The following is a 24,995-nucleotide window of genomic DNA, read 5'->3' on the forward strand; positions in this document are numbered from 1 at the left end:
TTTGTTTAATATACCGTCTCCGCGGGAAAACATATATACACGCTAATACATCAATTTTGCTATGGACGATTGTCAGCTTAAATTATGGCCGGTTAACAAATCTGTCTGTATCTCCAATTGGCGTTCGAGCGCAAGCCCTTCGCTGCCCCAAAATTCCTCAAGCTTCAGGTAATATATGCGTTCATTCCTGAATGCTGGAAGATTGCGCCAAACCGCACTTTTACTAATCCGTTTACGTGTCCTCGACATCCAGTCCTCTTGTCCTGATACAACCACAAACATATGGTCAGCCGCGTATATTGGCAATTCCGACAGTGAGATGCATAAATGATCATTCCGCTCCAGAACATCTGACCTTACCTTGTCCGGTGGAGTTAACCCCAGCATTGGATACAGATTGTACACCCCGCGGGCTGTATGATTCCAGATATAAATACTGTTATCTTGCCTGATCTCATACACCGCTACCGTTTCACCAGATTCAATTAGTGAGGACAAGCGCTGCTTGGCCAAATCTATTTTCAAATGATAGTGCCTTATCCATGCCTCTGCCCGCTCCTCTTCTCCCAGCAGTCTGCCGAATAAACGAATCTGTTCCAGGCGGTCCATTTTATCACACTCTACCGTAACTAGTGGACCCAACTTCTCCATGCATTTAAGCTGACGGGGGCTCAGATAGGTTGGTGCAATAACTAAATCGGCTTCCAGCCCAGGCCATTCCGCTTCCTCCGGACATCCCTGCAACTCAAATGATCGTACACCCGCCAGTTCCGGCAGCAAAAGCAAGGAGTAATTCATCACATCTTCTTCAACCGCGACAGGCTTCACACCCAGCGCAAGTAAATCCCCTAAAAATTGCAACGCTACTATCCGCTTTGGTTTGGGACGCAAACGGAACTCTGTTGGGGTCATCCCGGTGACTTGCTTGAATTTGCGGCTCAGATATAGTCCATCTGTATAGCCTACTTTTTGCGAAATTTCCTGTATGGTTGCTTTGCTGGACATCAAATGTTTTTTCGCTTTATTTACTCTTAAATGCGCTACATATTCGGTGAAGCTCCAACCCGTCTGCTTGCGGAACCATACTGAGAAATAACGAGGATTGAAGCCCATTATTCGAGACATCATCTCCCGCGTAATCTCCCTTTGGAAATTCTGGTGGATATAAGAGAGCATTCTGAAATATGAACTATCCGTAATGTCTGCTTCAGCGTCAGCCTCTACGACCAGTTGATGTAGCTGATACAGCAAGGATTGAATTCTATCTGCCTGTGTTTCTAAATCATTGGCAGCAACGTCTTCCAATTCGCTGAAGAAGCGGGTTATTTTATTCGTCGTACGTATAGGTAAAATCCCATTGACCGGAAAAATTTCACGGCAAAGTCCATAGACCAATTCTTGCTCAGTGCTATTACTTAGCCCATATACCTCATAGGAGATTGCTAGAACAGAGATAACGGTCTCTAATGGAGCATTAATTTGATAAGTCGCACCTGCGCTTAGAAAAAGAATTTCACCATTTTTAAGAGCTACTGTCTCTCCTTCTATGGTTATTTGAACGATGGCTTCTATTGGTGTCAGGAAGAGTGGGGACTGGGCAATCTGGGGTTTACTAATGTGACCGCCGCCGCATTGGCGTTTTCCTGCCTCTTTTAACAGATAAATTCTATGAACCGGGTTATTATTAGATAGCTTCATTCCTGCTCCCTTCCAGACTTCTAGACTTAATAACTCATAAAATATAAAGCAAGCGTATAAGGTTCCTCTCCGCTCGAAATGGATAAGATCCCCTATACGCCTTATATAAAACTTCAGATTTTATGGTTTGAAAAGCCTCTATCCTTAGTGGTCGTCAACGACTCCAAGCGCTTTATTCTTCTCTTTGAACCGTTCATTGTGAGAAGATACGTAAGCGACTTTGGCCGCGGTTGGGTCTATGTACAGCTTAGCGCTATTAAGCGCCAGAGCCGCATCAGTGAAAGTACCTGCGATCAAACGAACCTTGCTTGCATAATCCACAAAGTCACCTGCTGCGAATATACCCGGAAGATTAGTCTCTAGCTTATCAGTTACATTCGCACACCATTCGCCCATATCAAGGCCCCATTCTTTTAACGGACCAAAATCGCTTTTCAGACCATGATTCACAATGACAGCATCCACTTCAAACTGCTCTGTTTCACCTGTCTCTATATGACTGATCGTAACCTGATCTATCGTTTCACCATTACTGCTGTGTAATTGGCTTACTGCATATGGCGCACGTACATTGACTGAGGATTCCTTCATCCGTACAATGTTTTTCTCATGCCCGCCAAACTGTTCACGACGATGTGCAATAGTCACACTTGCAGCGATAGGCTCCAATTCATTCGCCCAATCTACTGCGGAGTTGCCTCCACCGGAGATTAACACTCTTTTACCGCGGAACGGCTCCAGCTCTTGAACGGTATAATGAAGATTTGTCACCTCATAACGATCTGCACCTTCAATTTCAAGCTTTGCCATCTGCAGAATTCCGTAACCAATGGCCAAAATAACTGTGCGGGTCCAATGTTGTTCCCCAGTAGAAGAGGTCAGGATGTACGTTCCATCCTCTTGTCTCTCTTGATTCATAATTTGCTGACCCAACACAATAGTCGGATCGAAGGTTTGAGCCTGCTCCTTGAGCTGACCGATTAGTTGATGACAAAGAGTTGGGGTTACGCCTCCTACATCCCAGATCATTTTTTCGGGATAGATAAGCATTCTTCCTCCGAGCTCATCCTTCGCTTCAATTAGCTTTGTCTTCAAGTCTCTCATTCCGCTATAAAAAGCTGTATACATCCCAGCAGGTCCGCCACCAATAATGGTTACATCGTATAATTCCAGTTGTTTATTCATTGTGTCCCTCCAAAATTATATTCTAGTGATCCCTTCAGCTACTTAAGCTCCAAACTGCGCTTCATGCAATCGGCTGTAAATTCCGGCAGTCTGCAGCAGTTCCTCATGCTTACCTTGTTCTGCGATGCCACCTTCCGCAACGACAACAATCCGGTCCGCATTTCTGATCGTTGCAAGGCGATGAGCAATAACAAGTGTTGTGCGTCCCTCAGACAACTCTGCGAGCGCCTCTTGTATAGCGGACTCCGTTTCAGTATCCAGTGCAGATGTAGCTTCGTCCAGAATGAGAATCGTCGGATTCTTCAAGAACATCCGGGCGATGGACAACCTCTGCTTCTGGCCGCCAGAAAGCTTGACGCCTCTCTCTCCGATCATTGTATCCAGCCCGGCGGGCTGAGATTTAATCAGTTCTTCCAGCTGAGCGCGCCCAGCAGCCTCCCAGATTTCTTCATCGGAAGCTCCCAATCTGCCGTAAGCAATGTTCTCACGGATAGTTCCGTCAAACAGGAATACATCTTGTTGTACAATCCCGATATGGGAACGAAGTGATTCTAACGTCATGGAGCGAATATCTATTCCATCAATAGAGATGTTGCCTTCGCTTACATCGTAAAAGCGTGGCAGCAAGCTGCAAAGTGTTGTCTTACCAGCACCGGATGGACCCACAAGCGCAACGGTCTCTCCTGCTGAAATCGATAAGTTCACATTGGTTAGCACCTTTTCCTTATCACTATAAGCAAAAGCTACATCCTGGAAGGTTATATTCCCTGACAGATGAGACACTGGCTTAGCGTCTTTTGCGTCATCAACATCCGGCTCCGTCTCCAGCAGTTCAAGATAACGTTTGAAACCAGCGATCCCTTTAGGATAGGTCTCAATGACCGAATTAATCTGTTGCAAAGGTCCTAAGAAGACATTAGACAACATCACAAAGGCAATAAATTCACCGTAGGTCATCTGCTTCTGGATTACAAAATAGGTTCCGCACACAAGAACGAATAACGAGACCAGCTTCATGAGCACAAAGCTAAAGGATGAATTCCAAGCCATAATTCGGTAGGTCATTAGCTTCGTAATACGGAAGCGTTCGTTATTAACCGCAAAGCGGGAAATTTCATGATTCTCATTAGCAAAAGCTTGCACAACACGGATCCCGCTTACATTGTTCTCTACGCGTGCGTTATAGTCAGCAATGTCCGCGAACATAATGTGGAACGCTTTGGACATTTTACGACTGAAGTACATGGATAAATAAATCATCAGCGGGACAATTACAAAGGTCAGAATCGCTAATTGCCAATTAATGCTAAGCATGATACCGAATACACCCAGCAGCGTCATCACTGCTATGAATAAATCTTCAGGACCATGGTGGGCAATCTCACCGATGTCCATCAGATCATTTGTCATCCGTGAGACCAAATGGCCTGTTTTATTATTATCGAAGAAGTTGAAAGAGAGCTTCTGTACACGATCAAACAGCTTTTTTCTCATATCCGACTCGATATTAATCCCCAGCTTATGCCCCCAATAAGTGACGACAAAATGCATAAAGGCGCTGACGATATAGATCCCCATCAAACCGAGGCAAGAATAGAGAATCCATTTCCAATTCCCACTTGGCAGCATATCATCCACTACCCGGTTAACGGCCAACGGGAAGACTAGTTCCAGCAGTGCAGCAGCAATAGCACAGGAGAAGTCAAGAATAAACAATCCCTTATAGGGTCTATAGTAAGCAAAAAAACGACGCAACATTGTAAAAATTCGCTCCTTCCGGTGAGTGACCATCTTCTTTCATCAAGATTTAGTACGGGCTAGCAAATACAAAAAGTATGGCGCTCCAATTACAGCAACAACGATTCCAGTGGGGATCTCAGATGGCTGTAAGATCCAGCGTCCAATGGTATCCGCTATAATGACTAGCAGTGAGCCGAGCAGCGCTGAGGTTGGCAGCATGAGCTGATGTTTGGGTCCAACTAGCCGTCGCGCCAAATGGGGGCCGACAAGTCCGACAAAGCCAATCCCGCCACTCACAGCAACACTTGCCGCAGCTAGACCAACCGCAGCGGCAAGAAGCCGGAATTGTTCTTTGGTTACAGCAGCCCCAAGTCCTACGGCTGTCTGTTCACCCAAATTAAGGACGTTCATTACCCTTGCTTTATAGATGACATACGGCACGAGAATTACGATCCATGGTAGTAAAGAAAGTACAAACTTCCAGCTTGTGCCCCAAATACTCCCGGCAAGCCAAGTAGCCACAAACTGATACTTCTCCGGATCCAGCCGAAGAGTCAGCACGATCATCGCTGCACTCATTCCAGCTGCAACCGCTACACCAGTCAGCAACAGGCGCATGGGTTTTATTCCTTCATGCCGTTTATAAGCTAAGACATAAATCAAGGCAGCAGTAATTGCCGCACCAACAAACGCTACCATAGGCAGCAGATACACCGGAGCCGCGGTTGCCGTTGGGTAAAAAGAAATTAACAGCATAACCATAATTCCTGCGCCAGCGTTAATCCCTAAGATGCCGGGGTCGGCCAAAGCATTACGAAAGACGCCCTGCATCACAGCTCCGGATACAGCCAAACCTGCGCCTATCAGAACGGAGATCACAATACGCGGTAACCGAAATTGAAACAAGATTAACTCTTGCTTATCCGTCCCTTTACCGAATAACGTATTAAGCAGCTCCATAGGTGTCAAACGTATGTATCCTGTATTCATACTAATAATAAAAGCAATAACAATCAGTACAGCTAAAATAATCATTATAACTAAGCCACGTTTATTTTTGGCGGCTTGGAAGGAATCGAATGAAGTTTTCTCTATCATTACAGTTCCCTCCTTTCTTTACGTGCAAGATAAAGGAAGAAAGGTACACCGATCAGTGCAATAATGGCTCCCAGCGGCGTTTCATTAGGGGGATTAATCATCCGCGCTGTTAAATCTGCAAATACTGCAAGCAGACTGCCTAGAATAGCTGAACATGGAATGATCCATCTGTAATCCACACCTACAAAAAAACGGGTCAAATGGGGAATAATTAGTCCAATGAACCCAACGGCTCCTACTACGGCAACTGATGATCCAGCCAGAATCAATACAATTAAAGTCCCTGCCAGCTTAACAAGCCCTGTGCGCTGGCCTAGCCCTTTAGCAACATCGTCACCTAGGCTGAGCATTGTAATCGACCGGGATAATACCATAGCTCCTATTAACGCCGCTCCTATCCAAGGGAACATGACTTTAAGCTGAATCCATTTCGTCCCAGCCACGCCTCCCGCATACCAGAAAGCCAAATCTTGCCCAATGTGAAAATATAAAGCTACCCCTTCACTCAGTGCTGACAGCAGTGCACTAAAAGCAGCACCCGCCAACACCAGACGTGCAGGAGTCAGCCCTCCCTTGGCCAATGAACCGACCCCATACACAACCCCAGCCCCTACTCCGGCACCAACGAAGGAATATAGGATCAAATACATAAACGATAGGTTCGGGAAAAATGCAAAACAAAGCGCCAGCGCAAATCCTGCGCCTGAGTTAATGCCCATCAAACCTGAATCTGCGAGTGGATTTCGGGTCATCCCCTGCATAATGGCACCCGCAACTGCAAAGCTGGCCCCTATCATGGCCCCGCCAAGTACACGGGGTAATCGTAATTCCCTAATAATCTGATGATCCATGATCTCCGGATTAAAGTGAAACACGGCTGCCCACACCACAGAAAGTTTAATATCAGCCGCTCCGAAGGAGACTGAAACAGCGATACCTAGTGCTAATAGTACCAGACCGCCAACCAAGATTAACGTGGCAGCCCAAGGACGTGAACGGAACTCTTGTATGGCTGACCCTTTATTAGGTCTAATCTTGGAAGATATCTGTTGATTCATGAATGCCACCTTATTTCTATGAAATTGATTCTCATTATCACTATGCTATTGTAAATGAGCCTTCCTAGGTTTGGCAATAGATAGATTTAATAGGAGGCATTTATTTTATTGCATTGACAGGAAATCTAGGATTTGATAAAGTTCAAATTGAAAATAATAATGATAATGATTATCATTATTATTTATTGGTACATATATATAGGGAGGTTTATCATGCTAAAAAGAAAGACCCTCTTCCCCATCCTGGCACTCATAATGTTATTGTCTGTATTTGTGACAGCTTGCGGGGGAACGAACAATGCTTCATCTAATAAACCAACAGCAACAACAGAAGCAACTACAGCACCAAGCACTGAGCCAACGGCTGCTCCTGAGGCTTCAGCTGCTGAAATGCGTAGCTATGAAACCACTAAAGGTACTGTACAGATACCTGTAAAACCACAACGGATTATTACAGATTATTATGGTGGGGAGTTGCTCTCCGTAGGAGCAAATGTAGTAGGTGTCGAACCTAGTACCTTTGATAATCCCTTCTTGAAAGACCTGCTCACAAATACACAAGATGTCGGTGCTCCAGTTAACACCGAGAAAGCTCTGGAACTTACACCTGACCTGATCGTCGTTATGTACGATGATAACTACGATGCTTTATCCAAAATTGCTCCAACCATTCATATTCCATACGGAACCGCTACAAATATCTATGAAACTGTTAAACTGTTCGGTGACATTGTAGGTGTGCCTGACAAAGCTGAACAATTTATTGCTGACTTTGAGAAAAAGGCTGCTGAAGGCCGCGAGAAGCTTAAAGGTGTCGTAAATGAAAATGATACTTTTGGAATCTATGAGCTGACTGATAAAGGGGAGCTATGGACCTTCGGAAATAATGCTGGCCGGGGTGGACAAGCCCTTTATAACGCACTTAAGCTAAAAATGCCTACTAAGAACAGCAACGACAACCAAACGTTGCAGCTGTCCATGGAGCTATTGCCAGAATATGCAGCTGACTACATGTTCCTCACCACTTATGATCCTGACAAAAAAGGGGATAAGCTGAAAGAACTGAAGGAATCTCCAGTTTGGAACGGACTTGATGCTGCGAAGAACGATCATCTATTTTACAATGATTTTGATACCTACTACCGCTATGATCCGATTGCGATTACCGCACAGATTGATCTGTTCGTAGATATGATTCTTGAACGCAACGGTAAGAAATAAACATAGGCACATACAAAAACACCCCACTTTAGGCACTGTCTAAAGTGGGGTGTTTGGCTATACATAAGAAGTTTCTGTTGAATTTATATCATCTAGTATATTCATTATACTCATCGGCGTTATTTAGTTTTTTGTACATATACTCATCATTTTTAAGCTTATAGAGCTGCCCCATCCCCGCAAATACGAAAAACAGCACCAAAATTAATCCATACGCATAGGTGAATTCACCAATATAAAAGCAAGTGACTATCGCAACAAGGGTCAAGATCATTAATGCGACTGCAATTCTGGATAAAATCTTTTTCAAAAGGAATCCCCCTACGTTTTGTGCACCAATATTATCATATTTGGGATTAAATTGAAATCCCCTTTTGTTCTATTAAAGGAATATCGAGTAGCTGAATATGTGCCAGCATATTGCGAGTGTATATTTTGGTGTATATACGATAAAAAAGGACTTGAAATAAAAGATATGCTCCGCCTACCAACAAACAAAACCACATCGGCTCCAGAGCTGTAGACATTTCAACCCTGGAAGAACTAACAACATAAAAAGAAGACAATGCAATACCTAATGCATACGGGAGAAAAAACAGCACTTTTAAAGGGCCGCCTATAATGCGGGCCACGTCCTTAGAAGTAATTCCAATCTTGTTCAGCTTCCTGAATTTGATCCGCTCACGCTCTAAATCGGTCTGAATACTGAAATGCAGCACTATCCCAGAAGCGCCGAAAAATATTAAACCAACAAATGAAATTACGAAGATTCCAAATCGGCCAGACTCCTGTAACTGTAGATAGTCACTTATTCTAGACTTCGTAGAGAATACGAGGGCCTCTTGCCGCTCATTGCCATACCAGGACTCTGTATTGTCTTTGTTATATTTGGCTAAAGCGGCATTTAACTTAGCATCTATATCCGCAGTTTTTTTCCAATCCTTAAAATTCAGGAGCTGAAGATTACCGATCGCTTTTTTATTTTCCGCTTTCAGCGCCATATAATCCTCTTCGTTTACAATGATATGAAGACCATTCATTAGATTCGGCACAGGGTTAAATACCATGTCAAATAGGATACCTTGTGAATACAGCGTATGCTTCCCGGAAGCAAGCATCAGATCAAAGGTGGGCATTTCCGGTCTTTGATTCTTCCACTCTTCTCCTTGTGCAACTATGGCCAGATTTAGAAAGTGATCTTTCTCCACATGATAATCAGTGCCGATTAATGCGTTTATATTCTGGTCCAGAAATATTTTGAAATTAAACAAGTCGATATACTCCAGCTTTTGGTGTGAAAGCAGCGGCGTGGCGCCATGATCCGTGATCTCGCTTAGTATTTTTGGTGAGATGCTATTTTTTCCGAATACTTCTGAATAGGCAATATCATATGGATTGTTTGCAACCGGAATATCCTCAGCATTCCAGGTCAAATAAAAAATAATCCCGCTTAGAGAAATCGTGATGAAGACGAGGAAGGTGATAAGAGAAAGCACTATTTTGGAGCGACCAAGGGTATAGATCAAATTAGAACTAAACAGCAGGTGCTTGTGATATGCTCTGCTTGATCGCGATATAAAAAGTTTCAACCAGTCCCCAAGTCCTGACAGCAGCAAATAAACGCCTAACATACTAATTCCCAGATTTATTAACATCATGCGAGCATCGGAAGGGTTGTAATGAGTGAGCATATTATAAACGGAGATTCCCAAGAGTAAAACTCCGATGACCCCGGTGATTTTCCCATGAATCAGGTTGCGTTCTGCGGTTCTGGACTCTTTTAAAAGACGTAAAATACTGTATCGCAAAGTTAGTAGCAAATTGACTGCAATCACCACTATGTAAATCACCGCGAAGAATTTAATGGTATACAGATAACTATCCGGCGTCAGTATAAAAGCACTGTCCCCAATATTTACAAACAGCGAAACAATAAAGAAAAAAATACCGGAGAAAACTGTCCCTGCACCTAAACCAGTGAGAATCGAGGCTAAAGCGATCATGCTATTCTCGAACAAAATGATTTTGCGGATATTGTGGCTTGTCATTCCAAGTACCATTAATAGCCCAAAGTCGCTTTTTCTGAATTTTAAAAAGGCCATTTGAGCATATACAATAAACAGAACAGCAAACACCCTTATCACCAAAAAAGGAGCATATAAATTACCTGACACCATCCCATTCACTTGATAAGGGTCATTAAAATCAGGATTACTGTACAGCGAATAAAATGTAAAAAAGATCATGACCGTAAAGCTGCTGCATAGGAAAAATAACAAATATCTTCTAAGATTCGCCTTAAATATCTGAAATGCCATTCTCCTAAAGGTCATCTTCTCCCCCTCCAATAAAGGCCAGGTTCTCCAGAATCAGATCCAAAAATGCTCTGCGCTCTTTATTCTCTCTAGCAATCTCTAGTAGAGCCTTCCCATCTTTGATAAAAAGCACCCGATTACAATAGCTGGCCGCAAAAGGATCATGTGTGACCATCACTATCGTTGCTCCTTTTAGAGTGTTGAGCTTGGCGAAGGTCTTCATCACCGTATTCGAGGATTTGGAATCCAAATTCCCCGTCGGCTCGTCCGCAAAAATCACATCTGGATGATTTATAATCGCCCTGCTGATCGCCGCCCGCTGCTGTTGCCCCCCTGAAACCATATAAGGATATTTGTCCTTCACCTCATCCAGATCGAATAGCGATAACATCTCATCTGTCTTGGCATTGATATCTTCTACCTCTTGATCATCCAGCACCATGGGCACCATGATATTTTCCCGTAGGGTCAGACTATCCAGCAGATTGTAATCCTGAAAAACGAATCCCATACGCTGCCGGCGAAAAATCGCAAGCTCGTTCTTGGACATCTCACTTATACTAGTATCTGCAATTCTTACAACCCCACTATACTCCGTGTCTATTCCGCTTAGTATATTTAAAAGTGTTGTTTTCCCGCTCCCCGAGGGTCCCATAATCGCCACAAACTCGCCGCTATCCACACTAAGACTAATCCCGTTCAGCGCTCGAAACCGATTCGTTTTGCCTTTATATTCTTTCGAGAGATTCTCTACTTGCAGTATGGACATCCTGGCACCTTCTCATTGATAGGTTTGGAGTGAGTTACATTAAATGGAATTCAATCACTCGGTATTACTATAAAGCTAAGAAGGGCGTTCGTTTGTTAGATTGCTCACAGCGCAAAAAAAGCAGGATACCTCCTCTATAATTTCCGCTCTCGAAAAAAACAAAGGCAAAGAAAACCAGTAAAAGCAAGTCCACCGATTGCTGCTAATGAGAAGGAAAACGCCCTTACATAATCCGCTAGATCTGCTTCCAAAAGAGAATGCTTTAGCGAAGCGGAGAATAAAATACCGATTAACGCCACTCCTAACGAATTTGCAAAATACATAAAGGTAGTGATCAAGCCTGAACCCGTGCCCGTGATCTTTGTGGGTACTGAACTAAGCGTAACGCTGACTAGAGGTGTAGTAGCCATTCCGAGACCGAAACCATATATCAATAATAGTAGGATATTACGAGGGTCTAGCAGCTGCGTAACGTCCACATTTAGCTCTAACATAAGCAGCAGAATACAGCTCCCCATCATCAGCGCTCCTATCTTAAGTACACTCATCCCCCATCTTTTGACCATTCGAGACGAGATTAGGGAAGTCAGAAAAAAGCCTATCCCTATAGGCAAGAAAACCATACTGGTATCTTGAACACTATAGTGCAAACCAAATTGCATATAATAGCTCAAAATAAAAAAGAAAGAGAACATACTTAGATAAAGGACAAGAGCGGTTGCCAGACCAGCGCTAAATGTTCGATCTCTGAAAATAGACAGATCGACTAACGGTAACGTCCCCTGCTTTCCCTTTCGATTTTCAACCCAGATAAAAGTAAACAACACGAAAAGAGCTAACATTAGACAGCCAAAAATCCACAACGGCCACCCTTGTTTTTGTCCCTCTGACAACGGATAGATCAACAGGAACAAACCGATCAGCAGTAGGAAGCTTCCAGTCCAATCAATACTGCCCGCCTGCTCAGCCCGTGTTTCAGGTACAATCGGCATTAACAGCAGGACGAGAAGTCCAAATGGCACATTGAAAAAAAATACTGTCCGCCAACCGAGATCGAACGGATTCCAATTCACAATAGTACCTCCGAGGATGAATCCGAATGCAAATCCAATGCCAATCATGGCGCCGTAAATGCCGAAAACAAACCCTTTTTCCTTTGGCAGAAAGCTGACCTGCAGCGTAGATAGAACCTGAGGTTGAATAAGCGCCGCAGCCAATCCCTGCACAATCCGAATAACAATCAGAAGTGCCGGATCTGAGGTCAATCCGCCTAACACTGCCATGACCGTAAACCCGCTCACCCCGATCATCAACATCCGTTTTCTGCCGTATATATCCCCAAGCTTTCCGCTAATAATCAACGCCACAGCTAATCCTAGCGAAAATCCGGTAACGATAAGCTGTGCTTCCGAAAAGCTTGCGTTCAAGCTATATTGCATAGATGGAAGCGCAACTTGAATCATATAAGTATTTAATGAAATAAGTAATGTTGGCAGTAAAATAACCCCCAGCGCATACCACCTGCGTGAATCTACTTGTTGTTGTCCCATTGTATGACCACCTTTTTATCTGCAATCTATGAAATTATTATCATTTAGAGTGGTCTTTTTCTCTACCTGTTAAGGGAGGTTCACTCCTTGATAAGGGAGCAAACACAAAAAAACCTCAAGCATGCAGAAGATAACGTTCGATTCCGAACCCTATGTTCTAACACTTGAAGCTTTAAGCTTTCTGCATTTACAAATCTTCCTACAGCCTGTTTCGTTCCAAACTCTGTTGTTCGATACGTTTTAAGTATTCGCTTGGATTGCAGCCATAATGCTTACGGAAGGTCGTCGTGAAATTGCTGACATTGCTATATCCGACCGAAACAGCTGTTTTCCCTATATTCAAACCTTCAACCTCCATATACCAGAGCGCTTTCTCCATCCTTTTTATACGTACAAGCTCGAAGATCGTCATGCCAAATAATTCGCGGAAGCCTTTTTTCAGCTTGAATTCGTTGATACCTACCCGCTTAGCCAACTCACGTATAGATAACGGTTGTTCGAAATGGATTTGCACCAATTCATGTACCCGCTTCAGATTAGTAATATCATCATGCCGCAGCGTCATACTATCGCTAATAGAACCGTAACCATCAGACTCACCAAACAAAGCAATAAATTCAAGGGCTTTGCTCTCCATATATAAACGTCTCAATGTTCCATGATAGGTACAGTGGATCATTTCGGAGACACATTTTCGGATTGCCGCAGTATCTGGATAACGATCAATATTTCCACGATGATGTCTAAGCCAGGTTTCCATTTGCTGTGTCTCCGATAAATCTCCGGCGTAATTCAGCAGTTCACTAGGAGCAAACCGTATTTCCAGCAATTGATTGGGGACACCTGCTTTTTTCTCTTCATACACCTGAACATCCTCTAGAAAAAGGACATTGCCCATTTGTTTATCCGTGTAACTTTCCTTGCCGTTCCATTCGCAATAGATTTCTCCGCTTAGATTATAGCTTAGTTCAAACAACGGACAAGCTTCTTGAATGTGGAGCTTCATATCCTGTTCGTAAGTTATGTCCGTATACATAATCTCCATACCTGGACGAATCCGTGTACGGGTGACGCTTCCCTTACCAATATGTGAAGGAATAGTAAGCCGCTGTTCCCATTGGTTATGTTCAACATGCCCCTCTATCCGTTCTGTAAATTGATCAAAAAGATCATGAATTTCCATATTCAATATATTTAAAGTCATCGCAAACCTCTCCTTCTTCGCTCCTTGTATACGATGAGTTACATGATCTCTACTCTTGCTTCGTAAATGATAATTGTTATCACTTGAAAGTGTCAACATGAAACACAAAAAAGCATTGGCGGATTTTATCCTGCCAACGCTTTTTTAGTAGTAAAATAAGACCGTTCAAACCGATGGAAATGCATCCCTCCGGTATCTCAGCTCCCCCGTAACCTCCATAATCTTCGAGGCTAACAAATGCGAGGGCAGCTCGTAATCCACACAACCCAGCTTCGCGGCTGCTTCAGGCATTTCACTTTCAATAGAAGTTTCTTGCGATTCTACTAGCGTTGATTGGGCGCCAGCGTGTTTGGCAGCCAGCATCCCTTTGGCGCCATCACTTCCCATTCCGGTCATTAGGATTAAATGCTGCTGTAGACCAGTTAGTGCAGATATAGACTCAAACAAGATATCGACCGAAGGACAGTGTCCATTCACTGCAGGCTTTTTCATAAGTTTTATTCTGAGATCCTGCCCCTCCTGAATAATGGTCATATGAGAATTACCTGGAGCGATATAGACGGTTCCCCCGAGCACAGATTGCTTGTCCTTGGCTTCCACCACCCGTACACTTGAGAACCGATTCAGTCGTTCCGCCAATGCTTTTGTGTACTTAGGTGGCATATGTTGAACAACCAGAAGGGGATACGGGAAGCTCGCCGGGAGCGAGGAAATTAAGATTTCTAATGCCTTCGGCCCCCCTACTCCGCATCCAATTCCCACGATCTGCTCAATAACTTCTGTACATCCACTCTTAACGTTGTTTTGTTTCTCTTGTCGAGCTTTCACTTTGGAGATGTTTATATTGTTAAGAATAAGAGTTCTTAAAGGAATTTCAGCGGCTTTCTTAATTTTGAATAATAACTCATCTTTTATGCTGTATAGACCAGGTCCATAAGATTGAGCCGGCTTGGATATGAAATCCACTGCACCATTTTGTAAAGCAGTAATGGTTGCTGTTATTCCATCCTTTGTAGCGGAGCTCAGGATAAGTATAGGTGTTGGCCGCTGAGACATTATGCTTGTGAGTGCTACCAAACCGTTCAATTCCGGCATTTCTATATCTATAGCCACGACATCGGGCCTGAGTCTTTGAACCATGCTGATCGCTTCGGATGCATTTCGAGCTACTCCAATGACCTCGAGGGTTGAATCCTCCGAAATTAGGTTCGAGATCTGTTTACGCATGGTTACTGAAGCAGCTACAACGAGCACCTTTATTTTTTGCACTACTTCTCCTCTCCTATCAATGATAATACCCCTGACACTGTTTATTTAACTTTAAAAATAGATACCAGACTATTTAACTCTTCTGCTAGCTGAGCCAAAGCATTGGCCGTCGTTGCCGTTTCACTGCTGCTTGCCGCCATTTCTTCAGTTGCGGCGGATATGCTCTCAATTGAGAACATCACCTCAGACGATTGTGCAGCCTGTTCTTCACTGGCAGCCGCAATTTCTGTTACTTTATGAGCGGTATCGTTCACCATCGTAAGGATATGTTCAAAGGCTTCTCCATTTTTTTGTGAAAAAGCTACTCCTTCTAATACGGCATTTACACTGTGCTGCGTATTCTTCTGCATTTCTTTGATAATGCCCGTGATTTGTTTCGTAGCCCCACTGCTCCGCTCAGCTAACTTTCTTACTTCATTCGCAACAACGGCAAAACCTCGACCTTGTTCACCTGCGCGGGCCGCTTCAATCGCTGCGTTTAGGGCAAGCAGATTTGTCTGTTGGGCAATATCTTCAATCACCGCGATAATCTCACCAATCTTATCGGAGTCTTCCGCAAGTCTAGACATTTGTGTATCCAGTACTGCCATTCCTTCTACGGAGTTCTTAACCACGATCCCTCCATCTTGAGCGATACGCATCGTTTGATCTGAAAGCTCAGAGGCCTGTTCAGCACTCTGGGCTACTGAATTAATCGCCGCAGATAATTCTCGGAACAACTCATTCATCGTTTGTGCTGCACTAGCTTGACTCATACTTCCACTAGCTACTTCCTCTGTACTTGCTGAGATTTGCTGTGCAGCAGCTGAGACACTTTCCGCAGAAGAGGAAATGCCGCTAACAGTGCGTCTTAGGTTCAGAACCATTTCATTAACAGAATAAGCTAGCATTCCAATCTCGTCCTTAGATTCCAGGTTCGACGTTTCGCTTAAATCACCATTGGCCACTTTACCTAGCAGGCGCATTACTTGATTTAGAGGCCGTGCTATGATCTGCGATATTAAAAGACCCAGACCAATACTGATGAGCAGCGCAACAATAGTAACGCTAAAAGTAATCAAACGAGAGGACTGATAAAGGTCATTGGCATTAACAATCGAACCTTGAGCCTGCTTCATATTGATGTCTATTAAATTTTGCAGAAAGTCAGTCAGCTCTGTTGTAGCTGTTTGCAAATCACTTACAAGCAAAAAATTTGTATATTTCTCATTACTAATATTTGTTTTATCAATTTCAATAGTATCATCAAGACTTGTGATATAACGTTGCCAGATCTCAGGATAATCCTTCATTATGGCTAATTCTTCAGCTCTCAACGCAGTCTTGCTATATTTACCCATGATCTCTTCAATACTTTGAACGTTTTTATGTATTTTATCTTCGTATTCTTTCTTTTCTGCCGCTGTTTTAGCCATCGTGTTTATATCACGGATATTAATTCTATTTGTTAAAAATAGTTCATTCGCTTCTCCCAGATAAGCTATAGGTGTTAAGCGATTTTCGTACATGTCCACGATAGAGCGGTCCATCTTACTCAAATTCGTAATTCCATAGAATCCTACAAAGCACAATATTGCGGATACTAACAGAAATGCGGAGATTAACTTCACTGCTGTTCTTAAATTATAAAACCACTTCATTTTCCTCAGCCCCTCATTGGCGTTAGTCATTTTTTAGTAATTCTTAGGAACTATTTCATCATATACGGTAAGCAGATTAAGGTAACCGAAAAAAAATAGCGCGACCACGCAAAAATATTGCGTCATCCCGCAAAAAAAGCGCAGACCAAAAAATCCCGCCTCACAGAACCGTGAACGGGATTTTGATCTATTTGTTTGTTACGAATTTTCATAGTGAATTGTTGAAATCGGACTCCTTCAATATGCCCAGACGTTTAGCTTTTATTGCCGCTTCAATTCTCGATTTCACATTTAGCTTTTGGAACAGACTCGTTAAACTGTATTCCAGCGATCGTTGACTCATAAGTACAATCTCTGCTATTTCTTTGTTGCTTTTTCCTTTTGCAATCTCTGTCAGCATTTCATGCTCTTTTTTACTGATCTTCGGATTTGCTTGGTCAACATTAATCTCCATTCCTTTAGGTGATACTTTTCTTAACTGTTTAACTAGGGCATGAGGCAAAATGACATCTCCCCTTAAAGCACAACGCACTGCTGCAACCAACTGCTCTCTATTGGTCGTTTTTGAAATAAATCCAAACAAACCCGATTCGATCATCAAGTTAAATTTGTTAGTAATTTCGTATCCGGTGTAGATTAAGATAATCGCATCTGCGCTTATATTTAAGACTTCCTTCGCCAAATCAATCCCATTTCCATCAGCGATATGAAGATCAAATAACATTACGTCAAACGTATGGCTACCCACCATGTTAAGCGCCTCATGGGCTGAATTGGCTAGGGTAACCTCCATATCTCCCTCTTGTTCCAGTATCATCTTAGTCCCTTCCATGACAGAGGGATGGTCGTCCACTAACAAAATTTGAATCATGCCTAATACACCCCTATCCCCTTATTATGCCCCATGATTAATCTGCAGGTATGGATATAAAGACAGCTAATCCCTTATTCTCTGGCGAAAGAAATCGTATGGTCCCATCCATACTGCGAACCCTTTCTTTCATCCCATAAATCCCCATACTCTTAATAGAATCCTCTCCTAAAAGGCTCATTCCAATTCCGTTATCTTCATAATCCAAAAGCACCTGTTGCCCTTCACTAGCTAAGGAGATACGTACTTCTGTGGCACAGGAATGTTTAGCTGCATTAGCCAAAAGTTCCTGCACAATACGGTACAGACCTATTAGAATCTCGTCTTTTAACTTATGCCTGAAAGCGTTTGACTCAAAATAAATCTGATAGTCGTTCCGCAACTGAGCAAATTCAAACAATGTCTCAAGTGAGGAAGCAAGCCCCTCATTGATTAATGCTGGTGGTCTAAGCTCATTGCAGATCATCCGCAGTTCATAGATAACATCGAGTAAACCTTCTGTGATCTGTTCTAACTGCTCCTTTAGTTCCCCCGTAACGGATTTATCACTTAAAAAATTATCAAGCTTACGATACCAGATGATCTGTTCTTGAAGTGCTGAATCATGTAAATCTTGAGCAAGCCGTTTGCGTTCATTCTCGGATAAATTAAACATAAAGCGTAGTAACCATGTCGGAGCTTGCTCGGAAGCCGCTAACTCAAGGTCCTTAGTTAGATCTTCTATGAGCAAAAAATTATCAAATAACACACTAACATAACGGGTAATCGTCTTCAGCCACACTCGAACAGAACTTATTTCTAATAAAATAGACTTCTCATTAATGGATAGAATATAGCTTTTTCTTCGGAACTCTCCGATCTTCAGTGAATAGCCCCGCTCGGTCTCAATAATCTCGCATATTTTATCATGGTTATCTTCAACTTCAACCATACAAATATTGGTAACCCGCAAGACCTCTCTAACTTCTTTCAGTAATCGTTGTTCCATGTGACTGATCTTCATCGCACCAAACAAATCTTGCGAGAATTGATCAAGACTCATCTGTAAGTTGAAATACCTTTCCTCGCTGTTCCGAATGATCTGCTCTGTAAGCTGTCTTTCCACCTCAATTTTTTTCCGATCACTGATATCCCTAAAGATAGAGATACATGCAACCTTACCCTTGTATAGAATTGAGCTAGCTGTTACTTCTACATCGATAATAGATCCATCTGACCGCACGACCTTTTGTTCAACAGGAGCTAATATCCGATTGGGTCCATAATAGATTTCACGCATCCGATCTCTAGCCAGCGTTATATAGTCCGGGTGGGCCCAATTAAAAATAGAGGTGCCAATCAATTGATCCTCACTACAAACTCCAAACAATCCTAAACAGGAAAAATTCACATAAAGGAATTTATATTCACTATGGAGTACTACCGCTTCAGGTGACATATCAATAAGCAGCCGATTGAGTTCCTCGCTTTCTCTAAGTTCACTCTCCATCTGGACCCTTTTTGTAATGTCTCTCGCTACGATCACAATACTAACTACTTCTCCATCCTCACCAAGAACAGGTGTACCCAAGCATTCCAGGTCTATAATGTGACCTTTGATGTGAATAAACCGATTGTAAAACATCTTACATACTTTTGTCCGAAAAATATCCAAGATCTGTTCCCGCAACACTTCTTGTTCATCAGGATGAATATACTCCAAAATTGTTGTGTTCTTTATTGAACCTACAGGAAGACCAATAATTTTCTCACAAGAGGACGAAGCAATAATGAAGTTCCCTTGCTGATCCAGAACCCCAATCATATCCTCCATATTCTCTGTAATAAGCCTGTACTCCGCCTCCCGCTGAGCCAGCCGCTTTTCTACCTCCACAGATGCAGTGGTATCTCTTGCGATAACAAAGGTACCCACAATTTGATTGTTTTCATGTACAGGGATGTTTTTCATCGACCAATGGTTAACTAATCCATTCTCGCGGACAGAAGTAACCGTATAATGCTGCAGAACTCCGCCAACCGTTTTTTCAAAATAATCAGACATCATATGCGAATTCTCTGCGCCAAATAAATTCACAATGGATAAGTTCTCTCCGAATCTATTAAAAGCTTCTCCAGTAATTTGCTCTGCCGCTGGATTGATAGCCACAATGCTGCCCTGCATATCCAATTCACACACGATATCTGGATTATGGTCAAACAGGGATTTGTAGCGCTGCTCGCTTTTTAATAGAACCTCTTGCATCTGCTTTTTTTCCGTATGATCGATTAAGATCCCATTGAGCCGTACCACTGCCCCTGTCTCATCCATACTGGGAATGATCCTGACTTGGACCCATCGGAGTTCACCGCTGGCATGGATGATCCGATATTCACTGAGATTGCTTATTCCTTGCCCCACTGTAGTTATAATCTCTTGAATTAAAGGCCGCTCTTCTTTAGGAGCAATTCTTAGCCAAAAGTCATCTTCCTTCGCCTGTTCTGGTGAATATCCCGTGATATTGAAAATCGCATCCGATATGAATAACATTTTCCGTGATACGTAATCGTAAGACCAAATCGCCACATCGATCGTAGCAAACATCTGCTGATACAGAGAAAAGCTACTCTCTAACTGGGCTTGAGCATTTTTTTGTTCCGTGATATCTATGATGACGCCATCTATTCGACAAACCTTATGCTCTTGATTAAAAACGGGCGTGCCTATACTTTGAACCCACTTCAGCGCTTTTGCAGGTAACTGCATACGATACTCAAGATTACATAGGTGACCAGAGTATAATTTATCTATATAAGCATCAAACCGTTCAAGATCCTCACCGTACACATATTCACGTAAAAAATTGGGGTTATGCGTTAAAGCATGATCTGAACAGTCCACCCATTTCTCCAAAACATTCGACATTGTCAGCAAATTCGCTTCCATGTCAATAGACCATGAGGTCATATCCTTGTCGCCAAGTGAATGCATATTGAGATTCCCTCCACATAAAAAGCCCCCCCTTTTCGGGGCGGCTTTTTCTTCCTATTCGCTATTTCGCAAGCGTCTTTACATTTTAGCCATTATCTACTGAGCAATCTGCTCGCGGATATTTTGCAATATTTTCTTCTCCAGCCGGGATACCTGTACTTGAGAAATCCCAAGGCGACTGGCAACCTCTGACTGCGTTTGGTCACGGTAATATCGAAGATAAACAATCAGCCGTTCACGCTCGCTGAGACCTCCGATAGCCTCATTCAGTGCCAGCTTATCAAACCAGCGTTCCTGTGATTCGTCAGCGATTTGATCAATCAGTGTGATCGGATCGCCATCATTCTCGAACACCGTCTCATGAATCGAGGTCGGTGGCTTGTTAGCTTCCTGAGCAAATACCACTTCTTCAGGGGTAACCCCCAGTGCCTCAGCAACTTCACCGATGGTAGGCAGACGGTCCAGCGTCTTAGACATTTCATCCTTCATCTTGCGGACCTTATTAGCCATCTCCTTAAGAGAACGGCTAACTTTCAAGGTTCCATCGTCGCGAAGGAAACGCTGAATCTCGCCAATGATCATCGGCACGGCATAAGTGGAGAATTTGACCTCATAGCTGAGGTCGAACTTATCAACGGACTTCAAGAGCCCGATGCAACCGATCTGGAACAAATCGTCAGGTTCATACCCGCGGTTCATAAACCGCTGCACTACCGACCAGACCAACCGGATATTGCAGCTAACTAGTGTGTCTCGGGCAAGATTATCTCCGGCCTGACTGAGCGCGATAAGACGTTTGACCTCCGCATCGTCCAAATAGGTCGGCGGAGCTTTTTTTGACTCTGCATCCATGGCTCCAACCCCTAATTGTATAAAGCTTTTTTCGAAACGATGGTTTTCTTCATTGAGATCGAAGTGCCGTGTCCCGGTTCACTAGTGACTTCAAATTCATCCATGAAATTCTCCATAATGGTAAAGCCCATGCCCGACCGCTCCAGCTCTGGCTTTGAGGTATATAGCGGCTGTTGTGCCAGCTCCAAATCCTCAATGCCCCGTCCCTGATCCTCAATGGTTAAATGTACCGTTTCGTTGTCCAGCGAAGCTGAAATAGTCACAATACCTTCCGGATCACTATCATACCCATGAATAATACAATTGGTGACCGCCTCCGACACGACTGTCTTCAGATCATTCAGCTCGTCCATTGTAGGATCAAGCCTAGAAACGAACGCCGCTACAACTACACGCGCGAATGATTCGTTCTCCGAGAGTGCAGCGAACTGCACGTTCATGAAGTTACCAGCCTTACCATTTGTCATAACGCAACCTCCAAATCCGAGAGTGCAGTGCTCTCGTCGTCATATAGGGGCATGATCTTGAACAGGCCTGACATTTCCAGAAGTCGCTTCACAGGTGCCGTTGCATCACACACCACCATTTTGCCGCCTTTACTATGGATCAGTTTATACCTTCCCAGAATTACGCCGAGACCCGAACTGTCCATAAACTGCAGATGCTTAAGACTAAGGATCAAATGCGATACCTGACCCCGCATAATCGCTTCATCCATATCCATTCTTACAAAATCGGCGGCATGATGATCGAGTTCCCCAGATAAACGGACAATCAGCACACCCCTGTGATGCTCCATTTCCACATTAGAATTCATGCTTGCCACTCTCCTCTTCGTTGCTTTGAAAACTTGGCCTTAAGAGACAGTACCCATTCTCTTCAAGGACAAGGTTTCTACGTGGCAAATCAGGAATCCTGCCTCACGACAAAACTAGAAGAAAACCCCTATGAATCTACAAAGCACATGGGCGCAATCTACAAAAAAGCTCTTTTTAATCCATGCCGAACATCGAGCCTGTTGTACGTTTAAAGAGCTTCCACCAGCCTGCTTTTGCCACAGCTTCCCCTGCTTTAAGTTCATACTCTTTAATCACTTGGGTTCCTTGGTAGACAACCAGCTTGCCTATGGACTGGCCTTCAGCCACTGGTGCCTTCACGCTTTCTGGAAGTACTAGTTCGTGACGAATGCCTTCTTGCGTCACACCTTTTTTCAAAAGAACACTATACGTCTCTTTCGCCGTAATCGGAAGCTCGGACTTCACACCCTTCTCAATCTTAAGGGTACCGATAGCGTCCCCTTCTTTGTGAATAGTGTGGATCTTATATTGCGAAAAGAGATAGTCAAACATGCCCGACACTTCACTGTTACGTGTCTTCGTGTTCGGCTCACCCAGCACAACAGCAACAGCACGCAGACCGTCTCTTGCAGCCGTAGCGGATAAGCAGAATTTTGCTTCAGCGGTATATCCTGTTTTCAGTCCATCAGCGCCTGTATAGAAACGTACAAGCTTGTTCGTGTTTACCAACCAGAATGGTTTGGTGGAATCCTTACGCAGATAATCCTGATAGGAACCGGTATATTTGATAATTCTATCATGCTTTAAAAGCTCCCGGCTAATTACCGCAATATCGTAGGCTGAGGAATAGTGATTAGCAGCTGGAAGACCGTTGCAATTGGCAAAGTGGGTATCTTTCAGACCCAGCTCTTCCGCTCTTTTATTCATCAGATCGACAAAAGCGCTCTCCGAACCCGCTATTTTCTCTGCCATTGCCACAGATGCATCATTACCGGAGGCCATAGCGATGCCTTTGAGCATCTCATCCACCGACATTTCTTCACCAGGCTCCAGGAAAATTTGCGATCCGCCCATCGATGCGGCATATTCACTCGTGCGCACCTTATCCGTCAGTTGCAGTCTTCCTTCATCCAGTGCTTCCACCGTAAGCAGCATCGTCATAATCTTCGTAATACTTGCGGGAGGCAGCTTATCATGGCTGTTCTTTTCATAAATAATAGTGCCAGTGCCTGCATCCATCAAAATCGCTGAACGCGCACCAGGCGCAAGATCTACAGCGGCAGCATTACTGCCAGAATTCTTGCTTTTTTCCTCAGCATAAGCACCTGACATCGGTCCTAGAACCGACACAACGATACAGAGCACAAGCACAGCAAAACGCATTTTTCTCACAATGGTTCCCCTCCTGAACGTTAACCTTCATATCACAGGTACTGTGTTCCAGTTTCGTCAGAAAGGGTGGAAATTATTCCATTTCCAAGTAAATAACTATAATAATTTATCCCAAGAAGTAATGATGTTGTCAATAAAAAAAGCCCAGCAGCAGTTGCAGAGCATTTTTATTATAGGGGAGATCAAAAGTTAATTCAAATTTTAAGTATTTCCAATTTTTCCGTACTCATTTAACCCCCCTTTAAAGGAAAATGTAATATTTTAACGAATGGTATTTAAGAACTTAACTGCTTATAGAGGAGTGAATATACAGATGAACCACCTTGCAGATTGTATTGAAGCAGAAGCTAAACAGAACAATTTCTCTGGTGTAGTGCTGGTACAACAACCTGATAAAAAAGTCATCAGCAGTTGTTACGGTTATGCCAATAAGTCGGATAAGCGCGAAAACAATATTCATACTCGGTTCGGCATTGCTTCCGGGTGTAAAATATTTACCGCGATCGCTGTCTGCCAGCTGGTTGATCAGGGATTGATTTCTTTTGAAAGTAGACTAATAGATTATCTTAAAAAAGTAGATTTTCCTCTCTTTAGTCCCGACATCACCATACATCAGCTGCTAACGCATAGCTCTGGTATTCCGGATTATTTTGATGAAACAATTATGGATGATTTCGAGGATCTGTGGAAGGCACGGCCTATGTACACCTTGCGACAGCTTGAGGATTTTGTGCCGATGTTCCGAACTCTTCCCATGATGTGGACCCCTGGCGAACGTTTCCACTACAATAATGCCGGCTATATCGTGCTAGGCCTTCTGGTAGAGAAGCTGAGTGGAATGTCTTTTTCCGATTATGTAGAGCAGCACATCTTTAAGCCTTGCGGAATGGAGCAATCCGGTTACTTTACGTTAGATGCCTTACCTGCCAACTGTGCACTAGGATACATAGAGGAAGAGAACGGAAACTGGAGAACCAACATCTACTCAATCCCGGTAAAGGGAGGCGCTGACGGTGGAGCTTTCGTCGCTGCCCCCGACATGCAGCTATTCTGGAGCGGGTTAATGAACCATACATTATTGAGTCCAGTACTCACTTCATTATTGCTTACTCCCCATGTACATGTGGATGGCGAAGGCTATTATGGTTATGGTGTATGGATTACCCTCCGCGAAGAAAAAGTGTTCAAATTTCACATTATGGGCTATGATCCCGGTGTTTCCTTCCGGTCGGCTATCTATCCAGCTAGTGGCGAGGCTGTGGTCGTATTATGTAATACAAGCAGCGGGGCTTCGCTGATATTCAATAAGATTAATAATCAGTTATAAATATTGCACCATTGAGCAAAACGCAAAGAAGCGACCTTCCC

The 24,995-nt window shown here is 43.4% G+C and carries 20 protein-coding genes; 2 read left to right on the forward strand and 18 right to left on the reverse strand.

The genetic code is table 11. The features are described from left to right. Positions 1 to 72: 72 nt before the first annotated feature. The 5 genes from MHB37_RS22420 to MHB37_RS22440 all read right to left on the reverse strand — a co-directional run bounded on the left by MHB37_RS22420 (position 73) and on the right by MHB37_RS22440 (position 6,779). Positions 73 to 1,698: a helix-turn-helix domain-containing protein gene (locus MHB37_RS22420; RefSeq protein ID WP_405168558.1), complete on the reverse strand. Its 1,626-nt coding sequence runs from the start codon at positions 1,696 to 1,698 to the stop codon at positions 73 to 75. Positions 1,699 to 1,842: 144 nt separating this feature from the next. After that, positions 1,843 to 2,883: an NAD(P)/FAD-dependent oxidoreductase gene (locus MHB37_RS22425; RefSeq protein WP_076129508.1), complete on the reverse strand. Its 1,041-nt coding sequence runs from the start codon at positions 2,881 to 2,883 to the stop codon at positions 1,843 to 1,845. Between the two features lie 42 nt (positions 2,884 to 2,925). Then, positions 2,926 to 4,641: an ABC transporter ATP-binding protein gene (locus tag MHB37_RS22430; RefSeq protein ID WP_341143358.1), complete on the reverse strand. Its 1,716-nt coding sequence runs from the start codon at positions 4,639 to 4,641 to the stop codon at positions 2,926 to 2,928. 42 nt (positions 4,642 to 4,683) lie between these two features. After that, positions 4,684 to 5,658, reverse strand: coding sequence for a FecCD family ABC transporter permease (locus tag MHB37_RS22435; protein ID WP_370510750.1), 975 nt, complete (start codon positions 5,656 to 5,658; stop codon positions 4,684 to 4,686). A 62-nt stretch (positions 5,659 to 5,720) separates the two neighbouring features. After that, the gene (locus MHB37_RS22440; protein WP_076129506.1) at positions 5,721 to 6,779 is read right to left on the reverse strand and encodes an iron ABC transporter permease; all 1,059 of its coding nucleotides are present in this window, start codon (positions 6,777 to 6,779) and stop codon (positions 5,721 to 5,723) included. Positions 6,780 to 6,992: 213 nt separating this feature from the next. Between MHB37_RS22440 and MHB37_RS22445 the strand changes: the two genes are divergently transcribed. Continuing rightward, entirely contained in the window at positions 6,993 to 8,000 is a 1,008-nt protein-coding gene (locus MHB37_RS22445) for an ABC transporter substrate-binding protein (RefSeq protein ID WP_341143359.1), read from the forward strand. 88 nt (positions 8,001 to 8,088) lie between these two features. Here MHB37_RS22445 and MHB37_RS22450 read toward each other — a convergent pair whose 3' ends face one another. The 13 genes from MHB37_RS22450 to MHB37_RS22510 all read right to left on the reverse strand — a co-directional run bounded on the left by MHB37_RS22450 (position 8,089) and on the right by MHB37_RS22510 (position 23,567). Then, on the reverse strand, positions 8,089 to 8,310 hold the full coding sequence (locus tag MHB37_RS22450) for a hypothetical protein (protein ID WP_341143360.1): 222 nt from the start codon (positions 8,308 to 8,310) through the stop codon (positions 8,089 to 8,091). 46 nt (positions 8,311 to 8,356) lie between these two features. After that, positions 8,357 to 10,333 carry an ABC transporter permease gene (locus tag MHB37_RS22455; protein ID WP_341143361.1) on the reverse strand — a complete coding sequence of 659 codons (1,977 nt, stop codon included), beginning with the start codon at positions 10,331 to 10,333 and terminating at the stop codon, positions 8,357 to 8,359. Beyond that, positions 10,323 to 11,084 (reverse strand): ABC transporter ATP-binding protein, encoded by a 762-nt coding sequence (locus MHB37_RS22460; RefSeq protein ID WP_405168559.1) that lies wholly within the window; start codon positions 11,082 to 11,084, stop codon positions 10,323 to 10,325. The genes MHB37_RS22455 and MHB37_RS22460 overlap by 11 nt, the downstream gene beginning before the upstream one ends. Before the next feature lie 134 nt (positions 11,085 to 11,218). Next, the gene (locus MHB37_RS22465; RefSeq protein ID WP_405168560.1) at positions 11,219 to 12,634 is read right to left on the reverse strand and encodes an MFS transporter; all 1,416 of its coding nucleotides are present in this window, start codon (positions 12,632 to 12,634) and stop codon (positions 11,219 to 11,221) included. A gap of 199 nt (positions 12,635 to 12,833) precedes the next feature. Beyond that, entirely contained in the window at positions 12,834 to 13,838 is a 1,005-nt protein-coding gene (locus MHB37_RS22470) for a helix-turn-helix domain-containing protein (protein WP_076129500.1), read from the reverse strand. A 165-nt stretch (positions 13,839 to 14,003) separates the two neighbouring features. Next, positions 14,004 to 15,107 (reverse strand): chemotaxis-specific protein-glutamate methyltransferase CheB, encoded by a 1,104-nt coding sequence (gene cheB, locus MHB37_RS22475; protein WP_405168561.1) that lies wholly within the window; start codon positions 15,105 to 15,107, stop codon positions 14,004 to 14,006. 41 nt (positions 15,108 to 15,148) lie between these two features. Then, entirely contained in the window at positions 15,149 to 16,747 is a 1,599-nt protein-coding gene (locus MHB37_RS22480; protein ID WP_076278373.1) for a methyl-accepting chemotaxis protein, read from the reverse strand. A 208-nt stretch (positions 16,748 to 16,955) separates the two neighbouring features. After that, positions 16,956 to 17,618 (reverse strand): response regulator transcription factor, encoded by a 663-nt coding sequence (locus tag MHB37_RS22485; protein ID WP_076104408.1) that lies wholly within the window; start codon positions 17,616 to 17,618, stop codon positions 16,956 to 16,958. 37 nt (positions 17,619 to 17,655) lie between these two features. Further along, complete coding sequence (locus MHB37_RS22490) at positions 17,656 to 20,586, reverse strand: PAS domain S-box protein (protein WP_405168562.1); 2,931 nt, start codon at positions 20,584 to 20,586, stop codon at positions 17,656 to 17,658. Positions 20,587 to 20,682: 96 nt separating this feature from the next. Continuing rightward, complete coding sequence (sigF, locus tag MHB37_RS22495) at positions 20,683 to 21,438, reverse strand: RNA polymerase sporulation sigma factor SigF (RefSeq protein ID WP_036676059.1); 756 nt, start codon at positions 21,436 to 21,438, stop codon at positions 20,683 to 20,685. Between the two features lie 11 nt (positions 21,439 to 21,449). Then, on the reverse strand, positions 21,450 to 21,905 hold the full coding sequence (gene spoIIAB / locus MHB37_RS22500) for an anti-sigma F factor (protein WP_036676058.1): 456 nt from the start codon (positions 21,903 to 21,905) through the stop codon (positions 21,450 to 21,452). Beyond that, positions 21,902 to 22,255 carry an anti-sigma F factor antagonist gene (gene spoIIAA, locus MHB37_RS22505; protein WP_036676057.1) on the reverse strand — a complete coding sequence of 118 codons (354 nt, stop codon included), beginning with the start codon at positions 22,253 to 22,255 and terminating at the stop codon, positions 21,902 to 21,904. The genes spoIIAB and spoIIAA overlap by 4 nt, the downstream gene beginning before the upstream one ends. A 175-nt stretch (positions 22,256 to 22,430) precedes the next feature. Next, the gene (locus MHB37_RS22510; RefSeq protein WP_256715834.1) at positions 22,431 to 23,567 is read right to left on the reverse strand and encodes a D-alanyl-D-alanine carboxypeptidase family protein; all 1,137 of its coding nucleotides are present in this window, start codon (positions 23,565 to 23,567) and stop codon (positions 22,431 to 22,433) included. 373 nt (positions 23,568 to 23,940) lie between these two features. Between MHB37_RS22510 and MHB37_RS22515 the strand changes: the two genes are divergently transcribed. Then, positions 23,941 to 24,954, forward strand: a complete 1,014-nt coding sequence (locus tag MHB37_RS22515) for a serine hydrolase domain-containing protein (RefSeq protein WP_405168563.1) — start codon at positions 23,941 to 23,943, stop codon at positions 24,952 to 24,954. Positions 24,955 to 24,995: the final 41 nt, after the last annotated feature.

The sequence above is a fragment of the Paenibacillus sp. FSL H3-0286 genome, from assembly GCF_045040705.1.
GTDB classification, from domain to species: domain Bacteria; phylum Bacillota; class Bacilli; order Paenibacillales; family Paenibacillaceae; genus Paenibacillus_AQ; species Paenibacillus_AQ odorifer.